This window comes from Niallia sp., assembly GCF_031978665.1.
Taxonomy (GTDB): Bacteria; Bacillota; Bacilli; order Bacillales; family Cytobacillaceae; genus Niallia.
The window spans coordinates 41062-54117 of record NZ_DALZDK010000012.1 but is presented as its reverse complement, the minus strand read 5'-3'; the positions used below and the strand labels follow the sequence as shown (position 1 = coordinate 54117).

At 36.1% G+C, this 13056-nt stretch carries 12 protein-coding genes; 11 read left to right on the top strand and 1 reads right to left on the bottom strand.

Translation table 11 applies throughout. From position 1 onward, the window contains the following. The first annotated feature begins 77 nt into the window (after nt 1–77). The 6 genes from RTL21_RS08495 to priA all read left to right on the top strand — a co-directional run bounded on the left by RTL21_RS08495 (nt 78) and on the right by priA (nt 6151). Nucleotides 78–953, top strand: coding sequence for a YicC/YloC family endoribonuclease (locus RTL21_RS08495; protein WP_312095249.1), 876 nt, complete (start codon nt 78–80; stop codon nt 951–953). Between the two features lie 60 nt (nt 954–1013). Beyond that, nucleotides 1014–1277, top strand: coding sequence for an extracellular matrix/biofilm regulator RemA (gene remA / locus RTL21_RS08490; RefSeq protein ID WP_016201046.1), 264 nt, complete (start codon nt 1014–1016; stop codon nt 1275–1277). Nucleotides 1278–1286: 9 nt separating this feature from the next. Next, complete coding sequence (gene gmk, locus RTL21_RS08485) at nt 1287–1901, top strand: guanylate kinase (RefSeq protein WP_312095247.1); 615 nt, start codon at nt 1287–1289, stop codon at nt 1899–1901. Between the two features lie 3 nt (nt 1902–1904). Further along, nucleotides 1905–2123 carry a DNA-directed RNA polymerase subunit omega gene (gene rpoZ, locus RTL21_RS08480; protein ID WP_312095245.1) on the top strand — a complete coding sequence of 73 codons (219 nt, stop codon included), beginning with the start codon at nt 1905–1907 and terminating at the stop codon, nt 2121–2123. 405 nt (nt 2124–2528) lie between these two features. Continuing rightward, the gene (gene coaBC, locus RTL21_RS08475; protein ID WP_312095243.1) at nt 2529–3743 is read left to right on the top strand and encodes a bifunctional phosphopantothenoylcysteine decarboxylase/phosphopantothenate--cysteine ligase CoaBC; all 1215 of its coding nucleotides are present in this window, start codon (nt 2529–2531) and stop codon (nt 3741–3743) included. Further along, on the top strand, nt 3740–6151 hold the full coding sequence (gene priA, locus RTL21_RS08470) for a primosomal protein N' (protein ID WP_312095241.1): 2412 nt from the start codon (nt 3740–3742) through the stop codon (nt 6149–6151). Before coaBC ends, priA begins: the two co-directional genes overlap by 4 nt. 108 nt (nt 6152–6259) lie before the next feature. Here priA and RTL21_RS08465 read toward each other — a convergent pair whose 3' ends face one another. Beyond that, on the bottom strand, nt 6260–7177 hold the full coding sequence (locus RTL21_RS08465) for an ArsR/SmtB family transcription factor (protein WP_312095239.1): 918 nt from the start codon (nt 7175–7177) through the stop codon (nt 6260–6262). Nucleotides 7178–7402: 225 nt separating this feature from the next. Here RTL21_RS08465 and RTL21_RS08460 point away from each other — a divergent pair, with 225 nt between their 5' ends. From RTL21_RS08460 to RTL21_RS08440, 5 genes are all read left to right on the top strand, one after another. After that, a complete protein-coding gene (locus RTL21_RS08460) occupies nt 7403–8674 on the top strand; it encodes an extracellular solute-binding protein (RefSeq protein WP_312095237.1) in 1272 nt (423 codons plus the stop codon). Between the two features lie 409 nt (nt 8675–9083). Beyond that, nucleotides 9084–10007 carry a carbohydrate ABC transporter permease gene (locus RTL21_RS08455; RefSeq protein ID WP_312095235.1) on the top strand — a complete coding sequence of 308 codons (924 nt, stop codon included), beginning with the start codon at nt 9084–9086 and terminating at the stop codon, nt 10005–10007. Between the two features lie 16 nt (nt 10008–10023). Further along, nucleotides 10024–10869 (top strand): carbohydrate ABC transporter permease, encoded by an 846-nt coding sequence (locus tag RTL21_RS08450; protein WP_312095233.1) that lies wholly within the window; start codon nt 10024–10026, stop codon nt 10867–10869. Then, nucleotides 10869–11306 (top strand): hypothetical protein, encoded by a 438-nt coding sequence (locus tag RTL21_RS08445; protein WP_312095231.1) that lies wholly within the window; start codon nt 10869–10871, stop codon nt 11304–11306. Before RTL21_RS08450 ends, RTL21_RS08445 begins: the two co-directional genes overlap by 1 nt. Continuing rightward, nucleotides 11306–13048, top strand: coding sequence for a glycoside hydrolase family 2 protein (locus RTL21_RS08440; protein ID WP_312095229.1), 1743 nt, complete (start codon nt 11306–11308; stop codon nt 13046–13048). Before RTL21_RS08445 ends, RTL21_RS08440 begins: the two co-directional genes overlap by 1 nt. Nucleotides 13049–13056: the final 8 nt, after the last annotated feature.

The window sequence follows — 13056 nt, the reverse complement described above, 5'->3', positions numbered from 1 at the left end:
AAACATCGATCTTTGCGAAACTAGCTTTTAAAAAGCAACATTAATTCGCACATTTTAAAGAAAACGGATGTGTCAGCATGATAAAAAGTATGACTGGATTTGGAAGAGCAACAAAACAATATCACCATACAACACTTCACATCGAAATAAAATCGGTCAATCACAGGTTTAGCGATCAGATAATTCGGATGCCAAAGCAATTTCTATATTTGGAAGATCAAATAAAGAAAATTATTTCAAACTATTTACATAGAGGTAGAGTAGAAGTATTTGTAACATTAGAAGATGAAGAGAAGAAAGGCCAAGAAATTATCGTCGATTGGCCATTACTCGATCAATATTATCAATTATTTCATCAATTAAAAGACAAATATTCCATCAAAGAGCCTATCTCGCTTCGTGATCTATTAAATCAAGAAGAATGTTTTCAGGTAGCAGAACGCGAGTTAGATATGGAAGAATTATCAGAAGTATTGCTTGCTACAGTAGAAGAAGCTGTCGTACAGTTAAATAATATGCGGATTATAGAAGGACTAGAGTTATATAAAGACTTAGAAAACAACCTGAAGCAAACAGAAGGTTGGGTTAAACAATTACAGTCATTAGCTCCTGAAGTGATTAAGCAATACCGCGAAAAGCTAAAAACACGGATTGAAAGCTATTTACCAGAACCGATAGATGAAGCCCGTCTAATTACAGAAGTGGCAATCTTTGCAGATAAAGCAGATATTAATGAGGAATTGGTTAGATTACATAGTCATATTAGACAGTTTTATCAAATAATGGAAGAGAAAAGTCAAATTGGTAGAAAGCTTGATTTCTTATTGCAGGAAATGAACCGAGAAATCAATACCATTGGGTCAAAAGCTAATTCAGCGGATATAGGAACAATTGTTGTGGAAATGAAAAGCTGTTTGGAAAAAATGAAAGAGCAAATCCAAAACATTGAATAAAACGGGTTTAGAATAAATCTTCCTAGTTAAAACTAAAAATATTAGGATTGGAGAAGGCGAATGTCCATTAAATTAATTAATATTGGTTTTGGAAATATAGTTTCTGCAAATAGAATTATCTCTATTGTCAGTCCAGAATCTGCCCCAATAAAACGCATTATCCAAGATGCTAGGGATAGAGGGTCATTAATAGATGCTACTTATGGTAGAAGAACGCGAGCTGTTATCGTAATGGATAGCGATCATGTTGTTCTTTCAGCAGTTCAACCAGAAACAGTTGCACATCGATTAAACGATCGTGATGAGATTATAGAGGAAGGGTAGGAGAAAGATTTGATAGAAAAGGGACTTTTAATCGTTTTGTCTGGACCTTCTGGTGTAGGGAAAGGAACAGTGAGAAAGGAAATCTTCTCACAACAAAATACATCCTTTGAATATTCTATTTCCATGACAACAAGATCTCCACGCGCTGGCGAAGTAGATGGAGTAGATTATTTCTTTAAATCAAGAGAAGAATTTGAGGATTTAATCGAACAGGGAAAATTACTAGAATATGCAGAGTTTGTTGGAAATTACTACGGTACGCCTGTTGATTACGTACGAGAAACAACATTAAAAGGCAAAGATGTCTTTTTAGAAATTGAAGTAGAAGGTGCAAAGCAGGTTCGTGAAAAGTTTCCTGATGGTTTATTTATCTTCTTAAGCCCGCCAAGTTTATCAGAGTTAAAAAATCGTATTGTCACAAGAGGAACAGAATCCGAAGAGATTATAAATAATCGAATGAATGTGGCAAGAGAAGAAATTGAAATGATGCACTTATATGATTATGTTGTAGAAAATGATACAGTAGAGAATGCATGTGAAAAAATAAAAGCAATCATTGTTGCTGAGCATTGTCGCAGAGAAAGAGTAGAACCAAAATACAAGAAAATGCTGGAGGCTAAATAAATTATGTTATATCCATCCATTGATAAATTAATGACAAAAATCGATTCTAAATATTCATTAGTATCTGTAGCAGCGAAAAGAGCAAGAAAGCTACAAGTAAATGCAAAACCACAATTAGCAAAGTATGTTTCTCATAAAAATGTAGGGAAAGCATTAGAAGAAATCAATAAAGATCAGCTTACTTATCGTGTGAATACACCAAGTGGTTCAAGCGAAGATTAATTAATTTTTTTGTGAAAAATATAGTACGGAATAAAAGGCTTAAGTAAAAGGAACAATTCCATTTACTAAGTCTTTTTTCATGGACATAATGATTATTTAATTATATGCTAACATTAATAATAGAAATGCAAATCTTACATATGGCTAAAGTTTGAGAATATTGATTCTACTAAAGTTGGGGAATTTCCGTAAAGGATGCCCGCATCTTCTATTAGTAACATGCTTATCCAATAGGCCTTATCATAAACAAACAATATATCTCACTCTTAACGGACAAAATAAGATTCATATATGTCTGACAGATACAAATAGTTCAACTAATCCGGTCAGAGAGGGTGAAGGACAACCTCTCTGACTGATGACGATCATAAACTTTAGAATAAAAAGAAAGGAAGGAGGCACATGATGTTGAATGGCAAGAAGATTCTTCTGTGTGTAACAGGGGGCATTGCGGTATATAAGGTATGTGCTTTAACTAGTAAATTAACGCAAAAGGGTGCAGATGTGAAGGTTATTATGTCGGAATCGGCAATGGAATTTGTGAATCCATTAACCTTTAAAGCCCTCTCTAAAAACGAAGTATATACAGACACCTTCGATGAAAAAGATCCAAAAGTGATTGCACATATTGATTTGGCTGATTGGGCTGATTTAATTTTAGTGGCCCCAGCAACGGCCAATGTGATTGGAAAGATTGCAAACGGTATTGCGGATAATATGATTACCACAACCTTGCTTGCAGCAACAAGTGACGTTTGGATTGCTCCAGCGATGAATGTACATATGTATGATCATCCTGCTGTTATTAAAAATATTAACACGCTTCATGACTATGGTTATCGCTTTATCAACCCAGGTGAAGGCTATTTAGCATGTGGCTATGTAGGAAAAGGAAGATTGGAAGAACCGGAAATGATTGTTCAGCATATGGAGGACTATTTTTCCGATAATAACAAGAACAAAATCCTAACTGGAACAACCGTACTCGTGACTGCTGGACCAACTCGCGAAAAAATTGATCCAGTTCGTTTTATTTCCAATCACTCCTCTGGAAAAATGGGATATAGTATTGCTAAAAAAGCCATTGCGTATGGGGCAGATGTTATTTTAGTATCTGGACCTACGAATCTAACTCCACCAAAAGGTGCTCAAGTTATTTCAGTGGAAAGTGCGGAAGAAATGTATAACGCTGTAATGACATACAGAGAAAAAGCTGACATTATTGTTAAAACAGCTGCGGTAAGTGACTATAAGCCCACGATTGTTTATGACCACAAAGTGAAAAAGCAAAGTGGTCCAGAAACAATTGAATTCACGCGGACCCAAGATATTTTATCCGAACTTGGAAAAAGAAAAGAACAGCAGATTCTAATTGGCTTTGCAGCAGAAACACAAAATATGGCTGCGTATGCAATGGATAAATTAAAGCGGAAAAATGCTGATATGATTGTTGCCAATAATGTAAATAGACAGGATTCTGGCTTTGGAACAGATACAAATTTAGTAACAATGTATAAGAAAGATGGGACTTCCATCGAACTTCCCCTTCTTTCGAAAGACGAAGTAGCGGAAAAAATATTGGAACAAGCCATTTTGATGAAGGAAGCTGTTCAAAAATGACGGTAGCGAAAGTAATTGTCGATGTTCCGGCTAAACAAACGGACAGGGCATTTGATTATCTTATTCCACAAGAACTAGAAGATGTTATTCAACCAGGAATGCGGGTAATTGTTCCATTTGGTCCTAGAAAGGTACAAGGCTTTGTGGAAAGCTTGGAGGAAACATCTAATTTTAAATCGCTAAAAAAAGTAATCGAACCGATGGATTTAGTGCCTGTTTTAAATAAAGAGCTTCTATCTCTTGCTGATTGGTTGTCCCATTCGACTCTTTGCTATAAAATTTCTGCTTTTCAGGCGATGTTGCCGCCGGCTTTAAAGGCTAAATATGAGCGCAAAGTGAAAAAAGTAGCAGGTCAGGAACAAGACATGGCAGAAGGGGTAGCTGCTCTTTTTAGAAATACAGAAGAATTGGTGTGGGAGGAAGCTCTAAAAAATGTGTCTCTTTCTGCTTTACAAAAGGAAGTGAAGAGAGGAACAATAGAGGTTTCCTATGAGGTTCAATCAAGAGGACAGAAGAAGAAGGTAAAACATATTTATCCCCTTGTAAATGGAAAAGCTTTAACCGATTACGAAGAATCACTGAATAAAAACGCAAAGAAACAAAAAGAATTGCTTGCGTTTTTTAGTGAGCATCCAGAACCAATTGAACAAAAACAGCTCTTAACGAAATTAAATATTTCTACTGCTGCTATTAAAGGATTAGTCGAAAAAGGACTTCTCGGTGAAATGGATAAGGAAGTATATCGAGATCCTTATCAAGAGCGTGAGTTTGAGAGAACGCATGCCTTGCCTTTAACCGATGATCAAGCAAAAGTGGTTGCACCTATCCATCAGGCTGTGGAAGAGGATAGACATGAAGTGTTTCTCTTATATGGTGTAACCGGTAGTGGGAAAACAGAAGTTTATTTGCAATCCATTGAAAAAGTATTGGCAAAGGGAGAGGAAGCGATTGTGCTTGTCCCTGAAATCGCCCTAACTCCCCAAATGGTAAACCGTTTTAAAGGGCGATTTGGTGAACTGGTTGCGGTTTTGCATAGTGGATTGTCAGTGGGAGAAAAGTATGATGAATGGCGAAAAATTCAAAGAAACGAAGTGAAAGTTGTCGTAGGAGCTAGATCCGCAATTTTTGCTCCGTTTACGAATCTTGGCATTATCATTATTGATGAAGAGCATGAAATGACCTATAAGCAAGAGGAGAATCCACGTTACCATGCAAAGGACGTTGCCATCGAAAGAGGGAAAAAGCATGGTTGTTCGATTATTTTAGGTAGTGCAACTCCTTCTTTAGAAAGCTTTGCACGAGCCCAAAAAGGCGTATATACTTTACTATCCCTTCCTAATCGAATGAATAATCAAGCTCTTCCTAATGTTGAAATTATTGATATGCGGGAAGAACTTAGAAACGGCAATCGCTCCATGTTTTCCGAAGTATTGCTAGATAAGCTGAAAGATCGCCTTGAAAAGAAAGAGCAAACGGTCTTATTTTTAAATAAGCGAGGACATTCGTCCTTTGTCATGTGCCGTGACTGTGGGTATGTTGTTAAATGTCCGAATTGTGATATTAGCTTAACCTACCACCGTTTTCAAAATCAGATGAAGTGTCATTATTGTGGATATGAAACATATACGCCTACAACTTGTCCAGAATGTAGCAGTGAGCATATTCGATATTTTGGAACAGGAACACAAAAGGTAGAGGAAGAGCTGGCGAAAATTTTGCCTGAAGCAAGAGTTATTCGGATGGATGTGGACACAACTAGTCGAAAGGGAGCCCATGAAAAGCTGCTGCAAAAATTCCAAGATGGAGAGGCAGATATTCTATTAGGCACCCAAATGATTGCCAAAGGACTAGATTTCCCAAGAATTACGCTAGTTGGCGTACTGTCAGCTGATACAATGCTCCATTTACCAGATTTCAGATCGTCAGAGAAGACCTTTCAATTACTGACACAAGTAAGCGGAAGAGCAGGCAGACATGAATTACAGGGCGAAGTTATTTTTCAGACCTATACGCCAGAGCATTATAGTATTGAGCTTGCGAGTGAACAGGATTATGATCGTTTTTATGAAACGGAGATGATGATTCGCAGACAGCATGCCTATCCTCCATACTATTTTCTTACCATGATTACGATTAGCCATGAAGAGCTAATGAAGGTAGTCGGGGTTGCGGAAAAAATCACGCAGATTGTTCGAAATAGATTATCACCTCAAACGGTTATTTTAGGACCAGTCGCTTCACCAATCGCAAGGATAAAGAATAAATATCGTTATCAATGCCTAATAAAATATAAACAAGAACTAAACTTAGAGGAAGTGCTAAAGTCGATTTTAGATCATTACCAGACAGAAATAAGCACAAATGGACTGCAAATCTCGATTGATGTTAATCCGTTTATTTTGATGTAGAGAAGATTGCTACAAACGATGCTACTGTTGCTATTAACCTTCAACGTGAAAATGAAAATAAAAAGAAATGACAGAATGGAAACGGTCATTTCTTTTTATTTTGCTATATTAATTTTCCTTCTCCAAATAATAAATCCCAATCTGTATATTTTGCTTATGGTTTCCAAAATGTTCCCCAAATAAAGTCATCCCACCAACTCTTTCTGAATCTTCTTTAACCGCAATTTTCAAAGTGAGAAAGGGGGAGTTCTCTAATTGTAAATCATTAATCGTGACACTAGAAAACGGCTCCCCATCAATTCCAGTATCCATTTTATTTACCCTGATCGTTTTTAAAAGGCCGTACTGACTAAATTTATCATTCCACCATTTTGGTGTATAGCGACCTCTCACGTCAGAAAAATTTCCGGGCACAGTGTAGGTGCCAATCTCCACGTTATTTAAGTAAAACGTTATATCACTTGGCCACACATTATTGGAAATCGGAAATTCAGATGCAAGCTCTAGACTGATTTCTACCATTTCTGGAATTTCATTTGGTCCAAGTAAATTTGGGATTTTGTACTCTACATAACCTTGGGATAACCATAATAGCTGTGCATCCACTCTTTGGCTATCCATAAAATATTTTGGATCATCCGCTTTCCCGATGATTTCTTTTTCTGTTGCAATGCCACAGGTAGGTTTAGCAGAAAAATCAGTATAATGCCCAATTTTCAAATCCGTATGGTGAAGTAAATACTCTTTAAATATTTTTCTTGGAAAATGAATTTCGATATTGTCTATCGCTAAAAAAACAATTTTTTGCAAGCCTGATTTACCAGGTGATCTTTCAGATTTTACGATGCCTGCTTCTTCTAATTTTTGAATATGGCGGGTAACGATGGCAGCACTTATGCCCAATTGCTTCGCTAAATCAGATATATTCATATTGTTTTTGGCAAGGATTTCGATGATCTCTATTCTAGTTTCACTAGCAAGGGCTTGATAAATATGAAAATAATCCTTCGAAATTTGAATTTGCATAGGATCCTCCTTTAACTTTATGGTTAAATACTTGCTTGTCTCTTTATTTTAGCATTCGTAGTGTTTAACTACAATAGTAAACATAAAAAATATTGTTAAAATAGGATTGACAACGCTTTCCTATGTTGTTAAATTAATAGTGTAAAGTGCTTTATTTAACAAACTTTAACTTTTAAGTTAAAGACTTTTATTGAGTAATGAGTTAAATAAAAAGGAGGAATTATTGTGGGGGCAAAGAGAAAGCTTTGGAAGTATGTTGGAGTGATCGGACTCTCGATCGGTATTTTAGCAGGCTGTGGAGATTCAAGTTCAGGATCTAGCAGCTCAAAAAATGAAATTACGTTTTGGAATCCATTCACAGGGCCAGATGGGAAAAACATGCAGGCTATGGTAAATGAGTATAATAAAACGAATCCTGAGTACAAAATCAAAAACGTTTCCTTAAAAGAAACGGACATGTATACGAAAATTCCAACGATTGTAAACTCTAAGAAGAATATTCCAGATTTAACAATCGTCCATGCAGAAAGAATTAAACAGTTCAAAGATAATGATATGTTGACTTCTTATAATGATTTGCTAGCAGATTTCCCAGAAATTAATGGCGATAATTATGTAGCAGAGGCTTGGAATATTGGAGAACTAGATTCAGAGCGTTATAGTGTTCCGTTAGATATTCATACTTTCGGAATGTACTACAACAAAGATTTAGTAGATAAATATTTGCCAACAGCATTAGATGATAATATTGTAACGTTTGATGAGATTAAACAAGTTGGAGAGCAAGCGCAACAAGATAAGATCAGAGCATTAGGAGTAACATGGCTAAAACCTAATTTCTTGTCACTATATGCTCAAAATGGTGGGGAGTTAACAGAAGATGGTATTCAACCAACTTTAGTTAACCAAGCTGCGAAAGATACCTTTAATTTATGGAGAGATTACGTGAAGGCTGGTTATACAACAAAGGATGGTGAAGATCCAACACAAATGTTCTTAACTGGAAAAGTAGTTTTTCTTCCTGAAGGAATTTGGATGCAAAATCAAATTAAAGAATCAAAGGTAAATTGGGGATTAACAAATGCTCCTCAATTATCAGATGACTTATCTAAAGCAGTGAACTGGTCTTCTTCTCACCAATTTATCATGTTGAAAGATGATTCTCGTAGCGAAGAAAAAGCAAAAGGTGTGGTTGAGTTTTTAGATTGGGTTCGTGATAATTCAATGGAATGGGCAAAATCCGGACAAAATCCAGCAACACTTTCTCTTTTAGAAAATGAAGAATATAAAGCAATGCCACAATCGTTCTTTTTAGCAACACCAGAACAACAAGCAACATTAAAAATCTTTGACTACAAATACAATGGCTATGTTTCTGAATTACTTGATTCTAAAGCTGGCGATGTCGTATTCTCAAAAGCGGAAACAGACAAAGCATTAGAGGATATGGAAAAAGAAATATCCGCTAAAGTGGAAAAAGATAATTCGAATAAATAATTTCTAGATGAAAATGAAAGTGTTTACTTTTGATTAGGGTTTTAGAAATCCATGGCTGTTTTGAAAAGATAGTTGTTTTACTTGGAGGAAAAGTAATAGTAATAAATCCTTAGACGACTAAAATACACGAAAGACGCCGCGGGGGGGGAGTGAGCGAGACAGGTGTGACATCACTAGCTATGCCCGAGGAAGCTAAAAGTTTATCTGGGGAAAGCGAAGTGTATTCAGGTTACGGGTAATCTCAACAAACTTTACCAAAACAGCCAAGTCAATAAAAAATAGTAAGCAGCCTAATTACAGAAACCACAGTTGCTAGTAGGTAAGCTAATGTATTTAGGCTGTAAGCTAAAAAGGTATAAGATCTACGAATCTTATTCTAATAGAAGCAAGAGGAAAGGAAGTAGGGCGTATGGAAATTGTTCCCGCTACGAAAAATGTAAAACAAATGAAAATAAAAAAGTCTAGAAATACCTCTTTTGCACCATGGCTATTTTTAGCACCTCATTTGATCATTTTTGGAGTGTTTTTTCTGATTCCAATCTTTTTTGGAATCTATATTTCTTTTACAGAATGGGATTTAATTAGTTCCCCGACCTTTGTTGGATTGGATAATTATAAAGAACTATTACTTCAATCTGATTCCGTCTTTTATGAACAACTTCATAATGGTTTGAAAAACACCTTTTTATTTGTTCTATTTGCTGTCCCATTTTGTATTATTGTACCTCTGTTTCTTGCAGCAGCATTGAATACAAAACCAACTCTATGGAAAGTATTTCAGTCTTTATTCTATTTACCATCGTTATTCGCAATTTCTGCAGTCATCATCATCTGGGGACTTATGTTTAATGTAACGTATGGTCCAATCAATAATATTTTCAATCTTGAAACAGTTTGGACTGGTACACAGCCATATGCATGGATTGCGCTAGTAGCTGTAACGGTTTGGTGGACGATTGGTGGAAATATGATCATTTACCAAGCGGCATTGAATGGAATTTCGAAAGATTATTATGAAGCAGCGGATATTGATGGCGCTTCTTCTTTCCAGAAATTTATTAAGATCACGCTTCCAAGTATTAAAGGGCAAATTCTTTATACGGTTGTTATCACAACAATTGCTCAATTTAATGTCTATGGTCAGCCGTTAATGTTAACTGGTGGAGGTCCAACAGACTCAACAAGAGTATTATTAATGGATATTCAGCAAAATGCCTTTGGTTCAGGTCAATCGATTGCTGGGATCTCGTCTGCAATGGCTGTTATTCTTGGAGTTTGCATAATGGTTGTTGCATCATTACAATTCTTTTTCTTAAGAGAGAGAAAGAATTAATTAGAGGAGGAAGAGTATGAGCAGTAAAAGAACCAATCCACTACCTAAAATCATTGCGTTTGCCTTTTTGCTTATCATGGCTGTGATTTGGATTATTCCTTTATTATGGGGAGTTGTAACCTCCTTTAAATCAGAAATAGAACTACAAACAGTGGGCTTTAAATTTCTTCCGATTGAATGGGTGCTTACAAATTACACAACATTATTAGTTGATAATGCAAGTACACCATTGGTTCGCTGGTTTACAAATTCAGTTTTTATTTCTGTATCACACACATTATTAGTTTTAATTGTTGTTACATTATCTGCTTTTGCTTTTAGTAGATTGAATTTTAAAGGGAAAAATGGTTTGTTTGCTTTTTTAATGGCAACGATGATGTTTCCAGGAGTAGTAAATCTAATTCCTCTTTATAAAATCATCGATATCCTTGGGTGGGTAAATTCACCGATCGCGATGATTGTTCCTGGAGCAGCAGGTGTATTTAATATCTTTCTAGTTAGACAATTTATGAATAATATTCCCCTCGAATTTGATGAAGCTGCCCGTATGGATGGTGCAAGTGATTTTCAAATTTTAGGAAAAGTAATTCTGCCATTGATAAAACCGGTTCTCTTAGTTGTTGCTTTATTCTCCTTTACGGGATCATGGAACGACTTCTTATGGCCATCCATTGTATTTAATGATATAGAAAAGATGCCGATTACACCAGGTCTGCAGTTATTGCAAGGAATGTATCAAGCACAACCAACCTTATTAATGGCAGGTGCATTGTTTGCGATTATTCCAACCTTTATCTTATATCTATTCGCACAGAAATATTTCTTGGAATCTATGTCCTTATCCGCTGGGGTGAAAGGCTAATGAGCAGAAAGCTAGAAAGAAATCTAGTGAGAATAGTAGGTATTTGGCAAATCGTCGATGGTCTCTTTACGATCCTGTTATATGGAACATTAAAAAAAGTCGAAGGTGCAAAGCTTGTTGAAGACTCTGCTTTTGCCTATATGAAAGCGATGGAATCTTATGTTGGAAGTATCTATATATTTATAGGTATGTTTGGCGCCTTGTTAATCGGCCTGGGGTTAATTAATTTAGTTTGTGCAAAGAAATATATGATAGATGATCAAGCCCATGTGAAGGTTGCGGTTTGGCTGTTCGTATGTGGAGCGCTATCCTATATCATCATGGATATTATTAGCTTAGTTTTATGTATGGCAGCAGGTATCTTAGTTTTAGCGAAAAATAAAACAATTCGAAAATTAAATATGACAAGAAATGAACAAATCGGAGGTATAAATTAATGAATGAATTGCATCCAAATCCTCAATTCCACAGAGCGGAATGGGTTTCACTAGATGGAGAATGGAAATTTGCTTTTGATGATAATAAAGTAGGAGAGAAGGAGAGATGGTATGCATCTTTTCCAGAGAGTACAACGATAAATGTACCGTTCACATATGAAACGAAAGCAAGTGGCATTAATCAACAAGAACATCACGAAACGGTTTGGTATGAAAGAACGATTACAATCGATGATGCAAAAAGGCATCCGATCGTCCATTTTGAAGGAGTAGATTATGAGGCATTTATCTATGTAAATGGTAATCTCGTAACAATCCATCAAGGAGGTTACCATGGTTTTTCCGTAGATGTAGCTGACTATGTGACAACTGGCGAGAATAAACTGACTGTAAAAGTCAAAGATTCAAAGGATTGTTCACAACCGAGAGGAAAACAACGCTGGCATGAAGAGAATTTTGGCTGCTGGTATGTTCAAACAACAGGAATATGGAAATCCGTTTGGTTAGAATATGTAAACGAATTTCACTTAAATCATGTGAAAATTACGCCATTATTTGATGAGCAAGAAGTAGCAATTGAAGTAGAAACAAAAAATATCCCGCTTACAGCAGAAGGATATAAAGTAGTGGCATCTATCCAATTTAATGGCAAAGTAATCAATGAATTAACGGCTAATATCGTTGATAATGCTGCCGAACTTAAAGGAAGTGTATTAGAAAGACTGGATCCATGGACAATGAAGGTTTGGAGTCCAGAACATCCTAATCTATATGATTTAACGCTTAAATTGTACCACCAAGATGTATTACTTGATGAAGTTCAATCCTATTTTGGTATGCGTAAGATATCCATTGAAGGAAACAGAATCCTTCTTAATAATAGAGAGCTATATCAACGCTTAATTTTAGACCAAGGCTACTGGGAAGAATCAGATTTAACGCCCCCAAGTGTTGCGGCGTTAGAAGAAGATATCGATAAAGTATTAGAATTGGGATATAACGGAGTCCGTAAGCACCAAAAAGTAGAGGACAGCAGATTTTTATATTTAGCGGATAAAAAAGGTCTTCTTGTCTGGCTAGAAGTTGGTTCAACGTTTGGATTTAGTGACAAAGCAGTTCGTAATTTTACCCATGAATGGTTGGAAATTGTGAAGCAAAACTACAACCATCCGAGTGTGATCACATGGGTACCATTTAATGAATCATGGGGGGTTGGTAATATCCATCATGACAAGCAACAACAAGCTTTTACGGAAAGCATCTATCATTTAACAAAAGCATATGATAGCAATCGCCCTGTTATCACAAATGACGGCTGGGAACATACTATTTCCGATATTATCACACTGCATGACTATGAAGAATACGGAGCACTTCTTGCAAGTAGATATGAAGATAACGAAAAATTAATGTCTAATGCTATCCAGTTTAATAAAGGTTTCTATGCCTTTGCAGATGGTTATTCGTATAAAGGCCAGCCGATCCTTATTTCTGAATTTGGCGGAATCGCTTTTCAAACAGAGGAAGGTTGGGGATATGGAAATCAAGTAAAGGATGAAGATGCGTTTTTTAAACGTTTTGAAGACATTCATCACGCTGTTCAGGATCTAGAATATGTATGTGGTTATTGTTATACACAACTAACCGATGTACAACAAGAAGTAAACGGCTTGCTTACAATCGATAGAAAACCAAAAGTTTCCGTTGAGAGAGTAAGACAAGTAAATACCCGAAGATTATAATCATAGGA

Coding starts and splice junctions, on each gene's coding strand:
- RTL21_RS08495 (WP_312095249.1), top strand. CDS start 78: ATGATAAAAAGTATGACTGGATTTGGAAGAGCAACAAAACAATATCAC.
- remA (WP_016201046.1), top strand. CDS start 1,014: ATGTCCATTAAATTAATTAATATTGGTTTTGGAAATATAGTTTCTGCA.
- rpoZ (WP_312095245.1), top strand. CDS start 1,905: ATGTTATATCCATCCATTGATAAATTAATGACAAAAATCGATTCTAAA.
- coaBC (WP_312095243.1), top strand. CDS start 2,529: ATGTTGAATGGCAAGAAGATTCTTCTGTGTGTAACAGGGGGCATTGCG.
- priA (WP_312095241.1), top strand. CDS start 3,740: ATGACGGTAGCGAAAGTAATTGTCGATGTTCCGGCTAAACAAACGGAC.
- RTL21_RS08465 (WP_312095239.1), bottom strand. CDS start 7,177: ATGCAAATTCAAATTTCGAAGGATTATTTTCATATTTATCAAGCCCTT.
- RTL21_RS08455 (WP_312095235.1), top strand. CDS start 9,084: ATGGAAATTGTTCCCGCTACGAAAAATGTAAAACAAATGAAAATAAAA.
- RTL21_RS08450 (WP_312095233.1), top strand. CDS start 10,024: ATGAGCAGTAAAAGAACCAATCCACTACCTAAAATCATTGCGTTTGCC.
- RTL21_RS08445 (WP_312095231.1), top strand. CDS start 10,869: ATGAGCAGAAAGCTAGAAAGAAATCTAGTGAGAATAGTAGGTATTTGG.
- RTL21_RS08440 (WP_312095229.1), top strand. CDS start 11,306: ATGAATGAATTGCATCCAAATCCTCAATTCCACAGAGCGGAATGGGTT.